At 76.3% G+C, this 17521-nt stretch carries 16 protein-coding genes; 9 read left to right on the top strand and 7 right to left on the bottom strand.

Going from position 1 to position 17521, the window contains the following annotated elements:
* The first annotated feature begins 38 nt into the window (after positions 1 to 38).
* Both SH587_RS08085 and SH587_RS08080 read left to right on the top strand, forming a co-directional pair.
* Positions 39 to 695, top strand: coding sequence for a TetR/AcrR family transcriptional regulator (locus SH587_RS08085; RefSeq protein ID WP_320670079.1), 657 nt, complete (start codon positions 39 to 41; stop codon positions 693 to 695).
* 130 nt (positions 696 to 825) lie between these two features.
* Complete coding sequence (locus SH587_RS08080; RefSeq protein WP_320670078.1) at positions 826 to 1719, top strand: lipase family protein; 894 nt, start codon at positions 826 to 828, stop codon at positions 1717 to 1719.
* A gap of 44 nt (positions 1720 to 1763) precedes the next feature.
* Here the strand turns inward: SH587_RS08080 and cls are convergent, their stop codons facing one another.
* Positions 1764 to 3227: a cardiolipin synthase gene (gene cls, locus SH587_RS08075; RefSeq protein ID WP_320670077.1), complete on the bottom strand. Its 1464-nt coding sequence runs from the start codon at positions 3225 to 3227 to the stop codon at positions 1764 to 1766.
* A 9-nt stretch (positions 3228 to 3236) separates the two neighbouring features.
* Positions 3237 to 3926, bottom strand: coding sequence for a TetR/AcrR family transcriptional regulator (locus tag SH587_RS08070; protein WP_320670076.1), 690 nt, complete (start codon positions 3924 to 3926; stop codon positions 3237 to 3239).
* Positions 3927 to 4064: 138 nt separating this feature from the next.
* Between SH587_RS08070 and SH587_RS08065 the strand changes: the two genes are divergently transcribed.
* Together SH587_RS08065 and SH587_RS08060 are read left to right on the top strand one after the other, a co-directional pair.
* The gene (locus SH587_RS08065) at positions 4065 to 6395 is read left to right on the top strand and encodes a CocE/NonD family hydrolase (RefSeq protein ID WP_320670075.1); all 2331 of its coding nucleotides are present in this window, start codon (positions 4065 to 4067) and stop codon (positions 6393 to 6395) included.
* Positions 6396 to 6414: 19 nt separating this feature from the next.
* On the top strand, positions 6415 to 7290 hold the full coding sequence (locus tag SH587_RS08060) for a DUF5718 family protein (RefSeq protein ID WP_320670074.1): 876 nt from the start codon (positions 6415 to 6417) through the stop codon (positions 7288 to 7290).
* On the opposite strand, the gene SH587_RS08055 is transcribed toward SH587_RS08060, so the two are convergent.
* A complete protein-coding gene (locus SH587_RS08055) occupies positions 7287 to 8045 on the bottom strand; it encodes a TetR/AcrR family transcriptional regulator (RefSeq protein WP_320670073.1) in 759 nt (252 codons plus the stop codon). The two genes, SH587_RS08060 and SH587_RS08055, sit on opposite strands and share 4 nt — an antisense overlap.
* A gap of 48 nt (positions 8046 to 8093) precedes the next feature.
* Between SH587_RS08055 and SH587_RS08050 the strand changes: the two genes are divergently transcribed.
* Positions 8094 to 9617, top strand: coding sequence for an NAD(P)/FAD-dependent oxidoreductase (locus SH587_RS08050; RefSeq protein ID WP_320670072.1), 1524 nt, complete (start codon positions 8094 to 8096; stop codon positions 9615 to 9617).
* Entirely contained in the window at positions 9614 to 10657 is a 1044-nt protein-coding gene (locus tag SH587_RS08045) for a carbon-nitrogen hydrolase family protein (RefSeq protein WP_320670071.1), read from the top strand. Before SH587_RS08050 ends, SH587_RS08045 begins: the two co-directional genes overlap by 4 nt.
* Before the next feature lie 30 nt (positions 10658 to 10687).
* Here SH587_RS08045 and SH587_RS08040 read toward each other — a convergent pair whose 3' ends face one another.
* Positions 10688 to 11926: a glycoside hydrolase family 3 N-terminal domain-containing protein gene (locus SH587_RS08040; protein ID WP_320670070.1), complete on the bottom strand. Its 1239-nt coding sequence runs from the start codon at positions 11924 to 11926 to the stop codon at positions 10688 to 10690.
* Between the two features lie 120 nt (positions 11927 to 12046).
* Here SH587_RS08040 and SH587_RS08035 point away from each other — a divergent pair, with 120 nt between their 5' ends.
* Together SH587_RS08035 and SH587_RS08030 are read left to right on the top strand one after the other, a co-directional pair.
* Positions 12047 to 13357 (top strand): response regulator transcription factor, encoded by a 1311-nt coding sequence (locus SH587_RS08035; RefSeq protein WP_320670069.1) that lies wholly within the window; start codon positions 12047 to 12049, stop codon positions 13355 to 13357.
* 67 nt (positions 13358 to 13424) lie between these two features.
* Complete coding sequence (locus SH587_RS08030; RefSeq protein WP_320670068.1) at positions 13425 to 13910, top strand: hypothetical protein; 486 nt, start codon at positions 13425 to 13427, stop codon at positions 13908 to 13910.
* Positions 13911 to 13916: 6 nt separating this feature from the next.
* Here SH587_RS08030 and SH587_RS08025 read toward each other — a convergent pair whose 3' ends face one another.
* Entirely contained in the window at positions 13917 to 15095 is a 1179-nt protein-coding gene (locus SH587_RS08025; RefSeq protein ID WP_320670067.1) for a saccharopine dehydrogenase family protein, read from the bottom strand.
* A gap of 75 nt (positions 15096 to 15170) precedes the next feature.
* On the opposite strand from SH587_RS08025, the gene SH587_RS08020 reads away from it, so the two are divergent.
* Positions 15171 to 15719, top strand: a complete 549-nt coding sequence (locus SH587_RS08020) for a hypothetical protein (RefSeq protein WP_320670066.1) — start codon at positions 15171 to 15173, stop codon at positions 15717 to 15719.
* Here SH587_RS08020 and SH587_RS08015 read toward each other — a convergent pair.
* Both SH587_RS08015 and SH587_RS08010 read right to left on the bottom strand, forming a co-directional pair.
* Positions 15716 to 17080, bottom strand: a complete 1365-nt coding sequence (locus tag SH587_RS08015; RefSeq protein ID WP_320670065.1) for a patatin-like phospholipase family protein — start codon at positions 17078 to 17080, stop codon at positions 15716 to 15718. The genes SH587_RS08020 and SH587_RS08015 overlap by 4 nt on opposite strands.
* Positions 17081 to 17263: 183 nt before the next feature.
* Positions 17264 to 17521, bottom strand: a 258-nt coding sequence (locus SH587_RS08010; RefSeq protein ID WP_320670064.1) for a hypothetical protein, incomplete at its 5' end; no start/stop codon positions are given.

The raw sequence follows: 17521 nt of genomic DNA, 5'->3' as shown, positions 1-17521 counted from the left end.
CGGCGGCGGGCGCCGGACGAGGTGGCAGAGTCTGCGCGATGGCCACCCGCCGACAACGGATGCCCGGGCCCGAGCGGCGCGAGCAGCTGCTCGACCTGGCCCTCGCCGTGGTCGCCGGCGACGGGGCCCACGCGCTGACGATCGACCGCGTCGCCCGCGAGGCCGGGGTCGCGCGGACCGTCGTCTACGCCCACTTCGGCTCGCTCGACGAGCTGATCGACGCCCTCATCAGCCGCAGCGAGCAGCGCGCGGTCGAGCGGGTGGCGGCGCTGGTGCCGGCGGCGATCGGCGGCTCGCTCTCGGGCGCCGACGTCGACCGGCTGCTGCTCGACGGGCTCGAGGGCCTGTTCGCCGAGCTCGGCCGCGACCCGGCGATGTGGCGGGTGATCTTCATGGCGCCCGAGGGCCTGCCGCCGCGGTTCGCCGCCCGCCTCGGCGCCGGCCGCGACCTGGTCGCCGCGCTGCTGCGGCCGGTGGTCGCCCGCGGGCTCGAGCGGCGCGGGCTGACCGCGCTCGATCCCGAGATCACCACCCGGCTGCTGCAGGCGGTCGTCCGCGAGAGCGTGCGGCTGCACCTGCACGACCCGGCCGCCTACCCCAGCGCGCGGCTGCTCGACCAGCTGCGGATCTACCTGACCGCGCTCCGCCCGCCGGCCAGCGACGTACAGACGCGTACGAACGACCACGCCACCTAGCCCTCCCGCAGGATCAGGCTTGACGGCACGGCCTGCCGACCGGTACATACACGACTGTACATAGCTCGTCCGGGAGGCCGAGGCGTGGCCTCCCGGCCCGCGTCCCGCACGTCCCAGGAGGAGCAGCACCATGTCCGTGTTCCCACGGCTGCGCCGGGCCCTCGCGCTCGGCACCGCCCTCGCCTGCCTCGGCCTGACCGTCCCCGCGGTCGCCAGCGCCGACCCGCCGACGCTCGAGCCCGCGCGCGGCGACTGGATGACCGCCGTCAACGCCCAGCAGTGCGCCCGCCCCGGCGTCCAGCACGTGATCTACCTGCCCGGCTTCATCGCCTTCGGCAACGACGACACCGAGACGATCTCGCGCACCAACGCGATCGTCGGCTGGACGATCAACAGCAGCCAGCGGCCCTGCGTGTGGGTCTACCGCTACTCGCACCCGCTGGTCGGCGGCAGCGTCGGGATCGGCGCGCTGGCCGAGTCGGCCGCCGGGCTCGGGCGGCTGATGAACGAGCGTGGGATCCCCGACAAGGTCGACCTGATCGGCTACTCCGAGGGCGGCCAGGTGGCCAACTACGCCGTCCTCCACGGGCTGGCGCCGCGCGTCCGCCACCAGGTCGGGCTGGCCGGGCTGGTGCGGCCGATCGTCGACATCCACGACTACCCGTTCCCGCCGCCGTTCCAGAACGTGCCGGTCGGGACCGGGCGGATCAACCTCTTCTACGCCGGGGTGATGCCGGCCGGCGGCTTCTACTTCTCCGACCTCGTCAGCCAGGACTACTGGCGGCAGGCGCTGCCGGGCACGACCAACGGCGAGGACGGCCGCGACAACGATCCGGGGGTCTGCTACTACGATCAGGTCGGCAGCCGCGACCAGTTCTTCGGCGAGGGCGGCCGCGGCGAGGGCGCCATGCACAAGGGCGCCCGCGGCTGGGCGCCGCTCTACATCGCCGGCGTCGACCACGGGATCGTCAACCACGTGCCGTCGATCCAGCGCGCGCTGAGCTTCCTCGACACGCCCTGCTGATCGCGGCGGCCGGGGCGGGCGCCCACCCGCTCGCCCCGGTCGCGCTACTGCAGCGCCGAGGTCAGCCGGGCCAGGTTGTCGACGATCTGGCTCGGCCACGGCCGGCCGCGGTGCTCGTCGAGGGTCAGCTCGCGGCTGACGCTGCGGTAGTGGTCCTCGACCGCCCGCAGCCGGTCGGCGAACTCGCGGCCGGAGACCATCAGCGACAGCTCCATGTTGAGGCCGAAGGAGCGCATGTCCATGTTGCTGGAGCCGATCACCGAGACGTCGTCGTCGATCGTCAGGTGCTTGGCGTGGAGGATGTACGGCGCCGGGTAGCGGTGGATCCGGACCCCCGACCGCAGCAACGCCTCGTAGTAGGAGCGCTGGGCGTGGAAGACCAGCGGCTGGTCGCCGATCTCCGACACGAACAGCTCGACGTCGAGCCCCCGCTCGGCCGCGGTCGTGACGGCGTGCATCAGCGACTCGTCGGGCACGAAGTAGGGGCTGGTGATCGAGACCCGGCGCTGGGCGTTGTAGATCAGCGAGTTGAAGAGCTTGAGGTTGTTGTCGTCGTCGAACCCCGGGCCGCTCGGCACCACCTGGCACTCGAGCGTCGTCGCCGCCTCGGCCGGATCGGCGTCGTCGATCTCGATCTCCAGCTGCTCGCCGCCCTCGCTGTGCCAGTCGGTCACGAAGACCGCGTCGACGCTGGCCACGATCGGGCCCTCCAGCCGCACCATCAGCTCCTGCCACTGGAGCCCGCGGCGGCGGTTGCCGCGCTTGTTGTAGCTGCGGTCGATCAGGTTCTGCGAGCCGACGAAGGCGACGTCGCCGTCGACCACCAGCAGCTTGCGGTGGTTGCGCAGGTCGGGCCGCTGGTAGCGCCCGCGGAGCGGCTGGACGGGCAGCATCGGCCGCCAGTCGGCGCCGGTCGCCCGCAGCCGCCGCAGCGTCCGCCGGTGGTGCGGCGTGCGCAGCGAGCCGACGTGGTCGTAGAGCAGCCGGACCGTGACCCCGCGGGCGACGGCGGCCTCGAGCGCGGCGAAGAACGGCTCGGTCGTCGCGTCGGCGGCGACGATGTAGAACTCGACGTGGATCGTCTCGCGGGCGGCCTCGACCGCGCCGGTCATCGCCGCCAGCGAGCCGCCGTAGTCCTCGATCAGCTCGGCCCGGTTGCCGGTCACCAGCGGCATCGCGCCGAGGTTGCGGTTGAGCCGCACCACCGAGGCCAGCCACGGCGGTCCGGGATCGCCGTCGGGCACTGCGTCCATCCCCGCCGTCCGCTCCAGGATCAGCCGGTTGGCCTCGCGCTGGCGCCGCCGCCGGTGGGCGGGCAGCTTCGGGTTGCCGATCAGCAGGAAGGCGATCACCCCGATGTAGGGGATCAGGAAGATCGCCATCAGCCACGCCATCGCCGACTCGGGCCGGCGGTTCACGGGCACGATCACGACCGCCGCGATCCGCACGCCGAGCCCGATCAGGTCGAGCGCGAGCGTGCCGTGCAGGAGAAGGCTGAACGGATCCACGCGGCAACGCTATCCGTCGCCGGAGCCGGCCTCCCCGTCGACCGCCAGCGCGGACAGCGCGTCGAGCAGCAGCGCGATCCCCTGCTCGTAGGCGTCGTCCGGCGCGGGGAACAGGTGCGGCGCGGCCGCCACGACGTGCGGGAAGCGGTCGGCCGGCAGCAGCGCCACCGCCCGCCGGGCCGCCGCCCGCGCGTCCTCGTCCAGCTCGTCGGCGCCGACCGTGGCCAGGAACAGCCCCGAGCCGGCGATGAAGCTCTCCAGCACCGCGTAGGCCAGGCCCAGCCGCTCGACCGGGACGCCGGCCTCGCGCAGCAGCCGCAGCACGTCCTCGGTGATCCGGACCAGGCTCGGCGTCTGCTCGTCCTGGCGCACCAGCGCAGCGGCGAAGTCGGGGTGGCCGACGTAGATCTCGCGGACGGTCAGCGCGACCTGGCGGATGCCGTCGCGCCACGGCGTGCCCGGCGCCACCCGCGGGATCCGCCCGAAGGCCCGGTCGGCCAGCTCGACCACCAGCTCCTGCTTGTTGCGGAAGTGGCGGTAGATCGCAGTCGGATCCGCCCCCAGCTCGACGCCGACCCGCCGCATCGTCAACGCCGCCAGGCCGTCGGCGGCGAGGATCCGCTCGGCCGCGCGCAGGATCGCCTCGCGGTCGAGCCGGGGGCCCGCGGAGCGGGAGGGGGAGCGGGCGCCGGGGGCCATCGGCGAGCAACCGTACGGGGCGTCCGCAGCGCCGTCAACGAACCCGGCCGTCGCCGGCGGATCGCCCCTCCCCCACGACTGCCAACGCTGTTGACTACAGCGTTGACAGCAGGCCGTGGGCGGCGTACGGTGCGCCCGATGCCGGGTCGGGGGACGGAGCGAACGGGGTCGCCGCGGACGGCGGCCCGACGGCGGCGGGCACTGGCGCGGCTGGCCGCCCTGGCCGCGGCGACGGCGGCGCTGCTGCCCGCCGCGGCGGCCGCCGACGGCCCCCGCCGCCTGACCGGCTACCTGCCGACCGCCGACGGCACCCAGCTGCACTACAGCGTGCTGCTGCCCGCCGACGACGGTCCCCACCCGGCCGTCATGACCTACAGCGGCTACGACTCCGGCAGCCTCGGCGGCTCCGCCGACCAGGCCGGCAACGGCACCTTCTCCGCCAGCCAGGACCAGGAGCTGGTCGCGCGCGGCTACGCGGTCGTCGGGGTCAACATGCGCGGCACCGCCTGCTCCGAGGGCAGCTTCGACCTCTTCAGCGGCCAGTGGGGCCGCGACGGCGCCGACGCCGTCGAGTGGGTCGCCCGCCAGCCGTGGTCGAACGGCCGGGTCGGGATGGCCAACTGGTCGTGGGCCGGGCTCTCGCAGCTGTTCACCGCCCAGGAGCGGCCGCCGCACCTGCGCGCGATCGCCCCCGGGATGGTCGTCGCCGACCCGCTCCGCGACGTCGGCGGGCCCGGTGGCGTGCCGAACGTGCAGTTCCCCGCCGACTGGTGGCTGTTCATCCAGACCCGCTGGCTGGCGGCCAGCCAGACCGCGCTGCTGGAGGGCGACGTCCGCTGCCTGCTGAACGTCGTCCGCAACATCGCCGCCGGCCAGGACGTCTCGCCGCCGGCGCTGCTCGGTCGCCACCAGTTCGACGACGACCCGTTCTTCCTCGGCCGCCGGATCGACGCCCGCCGGATCCGGATCCCGGTGCTCTCGATGGAGGCCTGGCAGGACGAGGCGACCGGCCCCCGCGGCGGCCACTACCAGCGCGACCTCGACCCCGCCCGGACCTGGTTCGTCGGCACCAACGGCCGCCACGACGTCTACTTCAGCCGCCGCTTCCGGGCCACCCTCTTCGCCTTCCTCGACCGCTTCGTGAAGGGCGAGGCCAACGGCTTCGAGCGGCGGCCGCGGGTCCAGCTGTGGCGCGACGCGACCGCCGGCGGCGGCGAGGGCGGCTTCGAGGACCAGATGGAGGCCTTCGCCCCGACCTCGGTGATCGAACGGCCGAGCCTGCCGCTGGCCGTCACCCCGCTGCGGCTGGCGCTGCGCGGCGGCGGCCGCCTGACCGAGGCGCCCGCGACCGCCGGCGAGTCGCCCGACGGCTACCGCGGCGGGATCGCCGGGCCGGCCGTCAACGACCTCCGCGAGAGCGGCGAGTGGGCCGGTCGCCCACCCGACCGCGACGGCGCCCGCAGCTACACCACCGGCCGCCTGCCCCAGGAGCTGACCGTCGCCGGGCCGGCCAGCGTCGACCTCTGGGTCAGCTCCGCGGCCACCGACACGGACCTCCAGGTGACGCTGACCGAGGTCCGCCCCGACGGCCAGGAGGCGTACCTCCAGCGCGGCTGGCTGCGGGCCTCGGCGCGGGCGATCGACCCGGCCCGGTCGTCGCCGCTGCTGCCCTTCCACCGCCAGGTCGGCGGCGACCAGCGGCCGCTCGTGCCCGGCGTCCCCGTCCTCGCCCGGGTCGAGCTGCAGAAGCTCGTCCACACGTTCCGCGCCGGGTCGAGCATCCGGATCTGGATCGACGGGCCGAGCACCACCGGCGAGTTCGGCTTCGCCCCCGCGACCGCGACCCCGGAGAACCGGCTCTGGCACGACCCGGCCCGGCCCTCGCGGCTGGTCCTCGGGGTGCTAGACGGCCCGGTGCCCGGCGGGCCGCGGCCGGCCTGCGACCGCGTCCTCTTCGAGCCCTGCCGGACGAACCCGGTGGCGGTCCCGGCCGGGGTCGGCCCGCGCCCGCCGCAGACCGCGGCCGCCCCCGCGGCGGCCTGCCTGCCGGCCCGGATCCGGGTCCGCGGCGACCGGATCGGGCGGGTCCGGATCGGGGCGCCGGCCGCCGGGCTGGCGCGGCTGGCGGTGGCGCCGACAGCGCTCGGCCGCCACCGCCGCTGGTGCGTCGAGGGCGGCGGCGCGGTCGTCGCCCTGCTCGACCGTCGCGGGCGGGTGTGGCTGGTGGCCAGCAGCGCCCCCGGCCACCGCGCCGGCGGGGTCGGTCCGCGGACCGCGGACCGGCGGCTGCGCGACGCGCGGACCGTCGCCCCCGGCGTGCGGCGGGTCGGACGACTGGCGTTCGCGGTCGCCGGCGGCCGCGTGCGGACGGTGGCCGTCGCCGCCCCGGCACTGGCCCGCAACGGCTCCGCGCTGCGGCGGGCGCTGGCGACGGCGCGGCGGGCCCTGGCCCGGCCAGCCGCTCCGTGACCCGGTTAACCTCCCGCCGGTGATCGACCTGCCGCTCGACGAGCTCCGCCACGGCTTCGGCTTCGGGGTCGCCGGGAACTTCGCCGGCCACCTCGAACAGGCCGGCGAGGCCGCCGACTTCGTCCACGTCGAGGCCGCCGCCGAGGCCCCGAAGGGGATCTTCCCCTGGTACGTGCCGGCCGCCGCCGAGGGCGCGGTGCCGGCCTTCCTGCACGCCTTCCCGCTGGCCCACGACGCGATCGCCAAGCCGCCGTCGAGCGAGCCGGTGAACCTGCAGATCGAGCCCGAGGTCGGGCTGCTGGCCGCCGTCCGCTACGGCGACGACGGCGCGGTGACGGCGCTCCAGCCGCAGGCGATCGCCGCCTTCAACGACTGCTCGATCCGCCGCCCGGGCGCGCGCAAGATCAGCGAGAAGAAGAACTGGGGCGCGGACTCGAAGGGCGTCGCCGCCCGCGGCTTCGCGATCGACGACCTGGCCCCCGACGGCCCGACGGCGAGCTTCCGGCTGGCCAGCTTCCTGCGCCGCGACGGCCGCAGCGACGGCTACGGGATCGACAGCCCGCTGCCCGAGTACAGCTACTACGGCGCCCGCCTGCTGGACTGGATCGTCGAGCGGCTGGCCCACCAGGAGGGCGCCGACGGCACCCCGCTGGAGCCGGTCGGGGCCTACCTGCGGGCGGCGCGGCCGGAGCGGGTGCTGATCGGGATCGGCGCCACCCGCTACACCCCGTTCGGCGAGTCGACCTTCCTCCGCGACGGCGACGACGCGATCGTGATCGTCTACGACGGCGCGGTCCACGCCCCCGAGCAGGTGGCCGAAGCGGTCGCCGGCGGCCGCGAGGACGAGCTGACCGCGGCCTCGGTGCTGCGCCAGCGCGTGCGCGACGCCAACTAGCCCGCCGGCGCGGCCGGCGGCGAGTCGACCCGCACCAGCCGCGCCCGCGCGTCGCCGGCCTCGTCGCGGGCCGAGGGCGCCACCAGCCCCTCCAGCACCAGCCGCCGGCCGGTGGCGATGCAGGCGTCGATCTCGTCGTCGCTGAGGGCCAGACGGTCGGGCCGCATGCTCAGGCCGACGACGCCGTTCCAGGCGCCCCAGAGGAACCGTGACAGCTGGTGGGCGTCGAGCGGACGCGCCTCGCCGGCGTCGATCGCGGCCTGGACCTGCTGGCGGAAGCGGTCGACCAGCTCCTCCATCCGGTCGGTGATCCGGGCCCGCAGCTCGTCGTCCTCGACCGGCGCGCTCTCGATCCCGGCGAAGGCCAGGAAGCGGAACGCGCCCGGGTGCTCCAGGTGGAAGCGGAGGTAGGCGTCGCCGGCGGCCAGCACCTGCTCGAGCGGGGTCCGGTCGTCGCGGTAGGCCTGCTCCATGTAGAGCGCGAACAGCTCGACCGAGCGCTCGGCGAGCGCGTGGTACAGGCCGTCCTTGTTGCCGAAGTGGCTGTAGATCGAGCCGACGGCGACGTCGGCCGCGGCGGCGATCTCCTCGACCTTCGTCCCCCGGTAGCCGTCGACGCGGAAGGCCCGCTCGGCCGCGTCGAGGATCGCCGCGCGGGTCCGCGCGGCGCGGCGCTCGCCCCGGGCCGGCCGCCGCGGGACCTCCTGATCGGGGCTCCCGACGACCGCGGACGACTCAATTGGAATGGAGTTCATCGATGAATCTACTTGCAACTATAGCTCCGGCGCGGCTATCGTCGCGCCATGGGAGAGCATGATGTCGTGATCGTCGGCGCGCGGCTGGCGGGCACCACGGCGGCCGCCGAGCTGGCCCGCAGCGGACGTGACGTGGTCGTCCTCGACCGCGCGCGGTTCCCCTCGGACACCCTCTCGACCCACGTCCTCTTCGGCGGCGGGATCGACGAGCTGCGCCACATGGGCGCCTACGACAAGGTCGCGGCGCTCGACCCGTCGTACATGCGCCACCTGGCGATCCACTTCGGCGACGAGGTCTCGGTCCACGAGCGCTGGGGCGCCTGCGGCGAGGCCGACTTCGTCTGGTGCATCCCGCGACCGCTGCAGGACGCGATCCTGGTCGAGACGGCGCGCGAGCACGGGGCCGACGTCCGCGAGGGCTGCGAGATGCTCGACGTCCTCTGGCGCGGCGGCCGCGCGGCCGGGGTCCGCTACCGCGACCGCGACGGCGAGGTCCGCGAGCTGCGGGCGAAGCTGGTGATCGGGGCCGACGGCCGCCGCTCGACCGTCGCCGCCCGGGTCGGGGCCTGGCAGCCGTACCGGGCCTCGAAGAACGGCCGCGGGCTGGTCTTCCGCTACATCGACGACCCGCACGTCGACACGCCGCTGAACGAGACGCTCTCGCAGTGGCGCGACGGGACCTCGTTCTGCATGGTCTTCCCGAGCGCCCCGCGGCCGCGGACGATCGCGCTGGTGATGGGGCCGGCGGCCGACGTCTCGCGGGCCCGCAAGGACCCGGAGGGCGTCTGGGACGAGTTCCTCCGCCGCCACCCCGGGTTCGCCGAGCGGATCGCCGGCGCGACCAACGTCGGCAAGCTCCGCTCGACCGCCGACGTGCCGGCCTTCTTCCGGCCCAGCAGCGGGCCGGGCTGGGCGCTGGCCGGCGACGCCGGGCACTTCAAGGACCCCGTGATCGGCAACGGCCAGCGCGACGCGATGTGGATGGGCCGCTCGCTCGGCGAGGCCGCCGCGCCGGTGCTCGACGACCCGGCGGCGCTCGACGCCGCGCTGCGGCGCTGGGAGCAGGCTCGCGACGACGAGTGCCTGTCGGCGTACCACTTCGCCAACGGCGAGACCCGGATCCAGCCCCAGTCGCGGGTGCTGGTCGAGCTGGCGCACCGCTCCGACGGCAGCGGCGAGCACGACCTCGGCGACATCTTCCAGCGGGTCCGCAGCCAGCAGGAGGTGCTGCCCGTCTCGCGGCTGCTGCGCGGCGCGGTCGGCGCGATCCGCCGCCGCCCGCGCGACGCGGCGGCGATCCTGCGCGACGCGCTGCCCGACCTGCGGACCGACCTGGCGGTGCGGGCCGAGATCCGTGCCCACCGCTTCCGCTCGACGCGGACGATCGTCGGCTCCGAGCACCCCGGCTGGGAGTGGCCGGCGCCGCCCGCCCGCCGCCCGGCCGAGCCGGCCGAGCCCGCGGCGACCGACCCGGTCCCGGCCGAGCAGCCCGCCGCCCCCGCCCGCCGCCGCGGCGCCCGCCCGCGCCGGGCCGCCGCCCCCGCCACCACCGAGACCGAGGTCCCCGCATGAGCCCCCGCCCGCCGATCCGCGTCGCCGCCGTCCAGCCGCAGCTGGAGCTGGGCGCGGTCGAGGCCAACCTGCTGCGGATCGAGGACCTGATCCGCGACGCCCACCGCGAGCACGACCCGCGGGTGATCGTGGTGCCCGAGGCGATGACCTCGCCCAACGTCTACCACCACAAGCTGCGCGGGGTGGCGCGTCCGGTCGACGGCGCCCCCTTCCAGCTGCTGACCCGGCTGGCGCGCGAGCTGGACTGCGTGATCGCCGGCGGCTTCCTGGCCCGCCGCGGCGGCGACACCCACGGGACCTACGTGCTGGCCGAGCCCGGCGGCCGCGCCCACCTGCACGACAAGGACATCCCGACCGCCTGGGAGAACCACTACTACACCGGCGGCGACGACCAGGGACGGACCCACTGCGCCGCGCTCGGCCTCGACGTCGGGCTCTGCTCCGGCTGGGAGTGGATGCGGTTCCGGACCTCGGCCCGGCTGCGCGGGGTCGACCTGATCCTGGGCGGGATGTGCTGGCCGTCGTTCCCGCTCAACTGGGGCGGCCCCTTCCGCCGCTGGGTGGCGCGCGAGCACGCGATCTGGCGCCAGGGCTCGCGCGAGCTGCCGCGGCAGGTGGCGCGGCTGGTCGGCGCGCCGGTGGTCCACGCCGCCCACGTCGGCCCGGTCGAATCGCAGACCCCGCTGGCGCCGTCGATCGCCTGGCGGACGGAGATGATCGGCGAGACCCAGATCTGCGACGCCGACGGCACGATCCGCGCGCGGCTGACGCTCGAGGACGGCGAGGGCCACATCGCGGCCGACGTCGTGCCCGGCTCGGTGGCGCCGCTGGACCCGATCGAGAAGCGGTTCTGGATCCCGCTCGTGACCCCGGCGACCCACGCCGCCTGGTACGGGATGAACGCCCACGGCCGGCTGAGCTACCGCTGGCGCAAGGCCCGCGGCCAGCACGAGTGGCAGTCGTGGCCGGCGGGCGACCTGCCGGACGAGCTGGGACCGGTCGCCGACGAGCAGGCGCAGCACTTCGCGACCACCGGCTGAGCCTGGATGAGGCGCGGCGCCGACGGCCGGTCAGCGGCAGCGGCGGGCCAGCCGCTGCCGCAGGTCGAGCACCCGGGCCGTCGCCGCCCGCGCCTCGTCGCGCGCCAGCCCGCCGTCGTCGAGCGCCTTCCGCAGCGCCCGCGCGGCGACCAGCGCGCCGTCGGTGCGGGTGCCGTAGAGCAGCAGGTCGATCCCGGCGCGGGCGGCGGTCACCGCCAGCTGCTCGGGCGAGCGGACGGCGGAGAAGGCCCCCGCCTGGAGGTCGTCGCTGATCGTCACGCCGCGGAAGCCGAGCCGCCCGCGCAGCTCGTCGCGGACCAGCTTCGGCGCGAGCACCGCCGGCGCCGGGCCGTAGGCGGGGTAGATCGCGTTGGCCAGCATCACCAGCTCGACCCCGCCGTCGATCAGCCGCCGGAAGGGCGCCAGGTCGCGGGCGCGAAGGGCGGACGCCTCGGCCTCGATCCGGGCCCGGCCCTCGTCGGTGTTGCGGCGGGCGCGGCCGAGGCCGGGGAAGTGCTTGGCGGTCGAGGCGATCCCGCCGCCGCGGGCGCCGGCGAGGAAGGCCGCGGCCAGCGTCGAGACGGTCTCGGGGTCGTCGCCGTAGGTCCGGTCCTGGGCGGCGATGAAGCCGTCGCCGCCGAGGTCGGCGACCGGCGCCAGGTTGACGTTGATCCCGGCCGCGCAGAGCGCCCGGGCGCTGTCGCGGCCGGCGCGGCGGACGACGGTCGGTCCGCCGGCGCCCTGCTCGCTGGCCGAGGCCCGCGGCGGCGCGTCGACCAGCCGCCGGACCTGGCCGCCCTCCTGGTCGGTCAGCACCAGCAGCGGCGTCCGCCGCAGCGCCTCGGGTCGCGGCAGCGCCTGCAGCCGCCGGGTCAGGGCCCGTGCCTGCCGCAGCCGGCGGGCGTTCTCGGCGAACAGGATCACCCCGCCGACGTGGCCGTCGGCGATCGCCTTCCGCAGCGCCGGCGGGACCGTGGCCCCGGTCTGGCGGAAGGGGGCGATCACCCGCTGCCCGGCCAACTCGTCGTCGTCGAGCTCGGCCGCCAGCCGTTCGGCGGCCGTGCCCTTCGCCGCCGCCGATCGCGACCCGTTCGGCCCGTCGTCCCCGCCGCCGGAGCCGATCAGCACCACCAGCAGCACGAGCACCGCGACGGCGGCGAGCGCGGCCAGCAGCCACTGGCGACGCCGGCGGGCGGCGCGCTGGCGCTCGGCGCGGGCGGTCCGGCGCTCGCGGTCGCGGTCGCTCGCGGCTGTCGGCGGCGCGGGCACGGCCCCAGGCTGGCACAGCCGCCCGACGGCCGTCGACCCACGACCTTCGTATGGGGCCGAGCCGACCGGGCTATCCTCGGAGGACCGGCGTCGACCCGCGCCGGTGGAGGAGCAGTCCCGATGGCCACCGCCACCCGTCCGTCCGCAGCGCCCGCGAGCGCGCCGGCGATCGTCGACGACGCCGTCCGCTCGATCGTGGCCGAGCTCGACGCCGAGGCCGCGTTCGGCGGGCTCGCCGACGCCCGCGGCCAGGTCCCGCTGCTGCACAGCTGCGGGGTCGAGCCGGAGCGGTTCGCCGCGCTCGTCCTCCGCACCGGCCGCGGGCTCGGCGGGCGCGTGCTCGGCGAGTCGCGCGCCTTCGCGCTCTCCGACTACCAGCGGGCCCGCTCGATCACCCGCGAGTACATGGCCGCGATCACCGACGAGGGCCTGCGCGGGATGGCCTGCGTGCCGATCCCGGGCGAGGACGGCGTCGGCGGGCTGCTCTACGTCGCCTCGCGCGAGCGCGGCGCCCCCGGCGACCGACTGGTGCGGGCCGTCGAGCGGGTCGCCGTCGTGGCCGCCGCCCGGATCCGCGAGCGCGGCGCCCACGAGCAGGAGCAGCGCCGGATCCTCGACCACCAGCGGCGGACGATGGCCGGGGCGGTCCAGGACGCGGTCTCCCGCCAGCTGCTCTTCATCGGCCAGGCCGCCCGCCACGCCGAGATCAGCGGCGACCCGACCCTCGCCCTGCGCGGGATCCGGCGCGCGGCCGACGCCGCCCAGCGCGGCCTGCGCGACCTCTGGGCGCCGGCCGCCGACCGCGCCACCGGCAGCCTGCGGGTGCTGCTGGTCGACGGCCACCCGCTGATCCGCCGCGGGCTGCGGGCGACGGTCGAGGACGCCCTCGGCGCGGCCGTGATCGACGAGGCCGCCACGATCGACGAGGCGCTCGAGCTGGCCCGCCGGGCGGCGCCCGACCTGGTGCTGCTCGACCCCGGTGCCCCCGGCGACCTGCCGGCGGCGTTCGCCTGCGCCGAGCTGCGGGCGCTGCGGCCGACGACCCGGATCGCGCTGCTGACCAGCGAGCTGCCGGCGGCCGAGCTGCGGGCTTGCCTCGACGCCGGGGCCTGCTCCTGCCTGCGTCCCGACGGCGATCCCCAGCGGCTGGCCGACGGCTTGCGGCGGACGCTCGACGGCGAGCCGGTCCGCGACGCCCTGCCGGCCGTCGCCGACGCCCCCGCCGCGGCCGCCGCCGGTCCCCACCTGACCCCGCGCGAGCGGCAGGTGCTGACGCTGCTGGCCGAGGGCTGCTCGAACCGCCAGATCGCCGAGCGGCTGGTGCTGAGCGAGCCGACGGTCAAGGGCCACGTCGGCCGGCTGCTGGCCAAGCTCGGGGCCCGCTCGCGGCTGCAGGTGGTCGTGCGCGCCGCCGAGCTGGGCCTGCGCTAGACCGTCGATCCGTCCAGGCCGCGGCCAACCCGTGCGCGGCCGGCCGCCCGCGGCCGATGCGGGAAGCGTGCAGCTGCGTCCGATCCACGCGATCACCGCCCTCGCCGTCGGCGCGGCGCTGGTCGTCGGCGGCGGCCCCGCGGGGATCGCCGACCACGCCACCGACGCCTGGAACGCCGTCCACGACAAGATCGACGGCCCGGTGCCGAAGACGGTCGCGGTGCCGGCGCCGGTCAGCCTCGGCGACCACCAGCTGACGGCCACCTCGGTGGCGCTGATGGCCGACGCCGAGCGCCGGATCACCGGCGCCTGCACCCAGGTCCAGCAGCTGCGCAACGACGTCGCGGCCCGCGACCGGGTGCTGTCGACCCTCGACCAGCCGATGAGCGTGCTGGCGACGCTCTACGACGACGATCCCCGCGGCCGCAGCGGCGACGACGAGCTGCGCCAGTCGCTGCTCGACGCCGCCGACACGATCGACCTCAGCTGCGACGACGGCGATCGCGCCCAGATGCTGCAGCGGGCCGTGGCCCGCGGCGACCGCGACCGCTGAGGGCGGTCAGGCCCCCTCGACCACCCGGAAGGCGATCCCCGCGGCCTGCAGCCGCGCCAGCAGCGCGTCGCCCATCGCCTGGGCGGTGGTCACCTGGCCGGCGGTCGGCGGCAGCTCGTCGAGCGCCAGGCAGAGCCCCGACTCGGCGAGCATCTTGGCCGTCTCGTCGTAGCCCGGATCGCCGCCGGAGACCTCGGTCACCACCCGCTGGCCGCCGCCGGTGCCGACGAAGCGGACCCGGAACCAGCTCTTGGCGCGGACCTCGGGGCTCGGCCCCTCGCCCTGGGCCTTGGCCTTCAGCAGCAGCTTGCGGGTCGGCGGCAGCTGCGCGAGGGCGAAGAGCGTCGGGACGCCGGCGGCCAGCGTCGCCACCGTCCGCGCCTTGCGGGCGATCAGGTAGTGGCCGTAGACGAAGTCGGGGCCGTAGCGCTCCAGCGCCCGCGCCGAGCGGCGGACGATCTGGGGATCGACGGTCGGCAGCGGCACGACCCAGCCGCCGAGCGCCTCGTCGCGGCGGATCCGGTTGCTCGCCGGACGCACCCGGCGGTCGCTCGGCCGCGGCTCGATCTGGCGCCGCCGCTTGGCCGCGGCGGCCATCTGGCGGGCGCGGGCGAAGCCGTTGACCGCCGAGTGGAAGGTGCCGCCCGACGGCTGGCCGCCGGCCCGCACGTAGCCCTCGACGTGCAGCGGCACGCCCTCCGGCAGCTGGAGGACGGTGAAGTAGGCCCCGAGGTCGTGCGGGATCGAGTCGAACCCGCAGCAGTGGACGATCCGGGCCCCGGTCGCCAGCGCCTGCTCGTGGTAGGCGTTGTACATCCGGTCGACGAACTCCGGCTCGCCGGTCAGGTCCAGGTAGTCGGTGCCGGCCGCCGCGCAGGCCGCCACCAGCGGCTCGCCGTGCAGCGCGTAGGGGCCGACGGTGGTGACCACGACCTTGGTCGCCTCGGCCACCCGCGCCAGCGAGGCGGGATCGGCCGCGTCGGCCTCCAGCAGCTCCAGCTCCGCGGTCCGCGGGTCGAGCGCCGCCAGCCGCTCGCGGACCGCCTCCAGCTTCGCCCGGTTGCGGCCGACCAGCGCCCACCGCAGCCCGTCGGGCGCGTGCCGGGCCAGGTACTCCGCGGTCAGGCCGCCGGTGAACCCGGTGGCGCCGAAGAGGACGAGGTCGAAGCGGCGGTCGTCGGCCATGGCGTGCAGTCTGCCAGCCGCCGGAGAACCCGCCGTCTTGAGCTGGCGCACAGCCGGCCGTGCGAGGATCGATCCATGAGCGACGACGGTCAGGACCGCAAGGGGTTCGAGGCGACGCTGCGCGCGATCGCGGAGGAGCTGGGCCAGACGGTCGAGCGGGTCTCCCAGGGCGACCTCGACGGGGTGGCGCGGGCGGCCGGGCTCGATCCCGACCAGGCCCGCCGCTGGACCGACGACGCCGGCCGCTGGCTGCGCGAGCAGGCGGACCAGTTCGCCGCCGGCGAGCGCTTCGGCGCGGCCGATCGCGGCGCCCGCGACGAGCCCTCCCCCGCCGCCGCCGCGCCGTCCGGCGCCGACGACCCGCTGCGGGCCGCCGGTCCCCACCCGCTCGACCTGCCGAGCGAGGAGCAGGGCCGGGCGCTGGCGGCGCTCGACTCCGGCCGCTGGACGGTCGAGCCGGGCACCAGCGCCCTCGCCGCCCGCGGCGACGGTCCCGGGCCGAGCGACGCCCTCGGGCTGGTCCGCGAGCTGCGGGTCCGCGACTGGCTCGACGGGCAGGGCGAGGTCACCCTCGCCGGCCGCCAGGCGCTGAAGCGCTGGCTGGCCGCGGCCGAGCGCGGCTAGGCGGCGGCGCTGCTGCGGGCGCGGCGCTTCGGCGTGGCGCCCTCGGCCGCCGCGGCGGCGTCGGCCTCGTCCGGGCGCACGTTCGCCATCCGGCCGAGGTCGAAGTCGAAGTCGTGGCCGGCCTCCGAGCACCAGAAGTCGGGGTGCCGCGCCAGCCACGCCTCGGCGTCCCGCTTGCCGGCCTCGATCAGCAGGTCGAAGTAGAGGTCGTCGAAGAGCAGGAACGACAGCAGCTCGCCGCGCGAGCGGGTGCGGCCGCCGCCCAGCAGCCGCGAGATCAGCGGGAAGTCGGGCTTGGTGATCCCGCGCCAGCCGGCGTAGCGGCGGTCGAAGACCTCCTCGGCCAGCTCGCCCAGCTCGCCGCGGCGGCGGGGCGAGACCAGCGCGTACTCGATCCGCCGGTAGGCGGGCCGGCCGCGGCCGGACCGCAGCTGCTTCGAGACCCGGGCGGCCCGGCTGCGGGGGGTCGCCAGCATCTCGTTGAGCGTGACCAGGTTGTGGAGGTCGTCGTTGACCTGGTCGACCAGCAGGCCGTCGACGATGTTGCTGACGACGTCGGCGATCCGCGGCACCCGCGGCGGACCCTCGCGGCCGGCGCGGTGGCCGAGCGGCTCGAAGCCGACGACGATCACCCGGTCGGCGCCGAGGTTGAGCGCCGGCGAGAGCGGGGTGTTCAGGCGCGTGGCGCCGTCGACGTAGAAGTCGGCCGCCTCGGCCGGGCGGTCGACCCGGACCGGCGCGAACAGCAGCGGGATCGCCGCCGAGGCGCGCACGTGCTGGCTGTCGATCCGGTCGACGCGGACGTAGCGGAGGTCGTCGCTGGGTCGCGAGGCGGGCATCTCCGCCTGGCCCTGGACGAAGGCCATCGGGCCGCTGCGCGCGAGCGAGGTGGCGACCAGGCAGACCGCGTCGTAGGCGCCCTCGCGGCCGTTGCGGTCGAGCGCCTCCCAGTCGACGATCTTGTCGAGCGTCCGCCGCAGCGGGTGCGGGTCCATCAGGCCGGCCAGGCGCACGCCCGGGACCTCGAGCACGTCGCCGACGAACCGCGCCAGCGTCCGCGGCAGCCCGGGGCCGACCACGCGCCGGATCACGTCGTTCTTGCGCAGGCCCCGCCAGTGCCGCAGGCCCTGCTCCACCTGCTCGGCCGCCGGCAGGTGGGCGACCGACCCCAGGTAGGCGGCGTTGATCGCCCCGACCGAGGTCCCGCAGAAGATCGTCGGCTTCTCGCCCCGCCGCTCCAGCTCCGGCAGCAGCACGGCGAGCGCGCCGACCTCGTAGGCACCGCGGGCACCGCCACCCGGCAGCACCAGGGCCACACGGCGCTGCTCGTTCCCGCGCGCTGGACGGCCGGCGGAGCTCATCAGGGCAGCAAGTATGCCGACTGGCGACCCGCGCGCGGGTCACCAGCGGACGAACTGTCAACTGCGGGTCGATACGAGGGGCACGTGGACCGAGCAGGTCGCGGCGGCGAAGCGCGAGCCCGACGCCGGTCCTGCTGAGCGAACACCGTCGCGAGATGCGACGCGTCCACGTGCGCCTCGTGGCTAGAAGTCGAAGTCCTTGGGGGGCTTCTGCTCGAACCAGAGCCGGTCGTGGTCCGGCGTCTCCTGCAGGAAGTCCGGGGTGTCGGAGAGCACGTCGCCCTGGGTCGTGTCGCCCTGGGTGGCCGGCGCGCCGTCGTCGATCCGGGTCCGCGGCAGCGGCGCCACGGCCGGCGGCGGGGCCTGACCGGCGGCCGGCGGCGGGCCGGCGGGCGGGGCCGCGGGCGGCGACGGAGGCGTGGTCGCGGCCGGCGGCGCCGG

The sequence above is a fragment of the Patulibacter defluvii genome (assembly GCF_034096925.1).
GTDB lineage: Bacteria > Actinomycetota > Thermoleophilia > Solirubrobacterales > Solirubrobacteraceae > Patulibacter > Patulibacter defluvii.
This window is presented reverse-complemented; position numbering and strand designations above follow the sequence as displayed.

Excerpts from the sequence above, each read along its gene's own strand:
- SH587_RS08055 (WP_320670073.1), bottom strand. The coding sequence starts at position 8,045 with ATGAACTCCATTCCAATTGAGTCGTCCGCGGTCGTCGGGAGCCCCGAT.
- SH587_RS08035 (WP_320670069.1), top strand. The coding sequence starts at position 12,047 with ATGGCCACCGCCACCCGTCCGTCCGCAGCGCCCGCGAGCGCGCCGGCG.
- SH587_RS08045 (WP_320670071.1), top strand. The coding sequence starts at position 9,614 with ATGAGCCCCCGCCCGCCGATCCGCGTCGCCGCCGTCCAGCCGCAGCTG.
- SH587_RS08025 (WP_320670067.1), bottom strand. The coding sequence starts at position 15,095 with ATGGCCGACGACCGCCGCTTCGACCTCGTCCTCTTCGGCGCCACCGGG.
- SH587_RS08080 (WP_320670078.1), top strand. The coding sequence starts at position 826 with ATGTCCGTGTTCCCACGGCTGCGCCGGGCCCTCGCGCTCGGCACCGCC.
- SH587_RS08070 (WP_320670076.1), bottom strand. The coding sequence starts at position 3,926 with ATGGCCCCCGGCGCCCGCTCCCCCTCCCGCTCCGCGGGCCCCCGGCTC.
- SH587_RS08085 (WP_320670079.1), top strand. The coding sequence starts at position 39 with ATGGCCACCCGCCGACAACGGATGCCCGGGCCCGAGCGGCGCGAGCAG.
- SH587_RS08050 (WP_320670072.1), top strand. The coding sequence starts at position 8,094 with ATGGGAGAGCATGATGTCGTGATCGTCGGCGCGCGGCTGGCGGGCACC.
- SH587_RS08015 (WP_320670065.1), bottom strand. The coding sequence starts at position 17,080 with ATGAGCTCCGCCGGCCGTCCAGCGCGCGGGAACGAGCAGCGCCGTGTG.
- SH587_RS08020 (WP_320670066.1), top strand. The coding sequence starts at position 15,171 with ATGAGCGACGACGGTCAGGACCGCAAGGGGTTCGAGGCGACGCTGCGC.
- SH587_RS08065 (WP_320670075.1), top strand. The coding sequence starts at position 4,065 with ATGCCGGGTCGGGGGACGGAGCGAACGGGGTCGCCGCGGACGGCGGCC.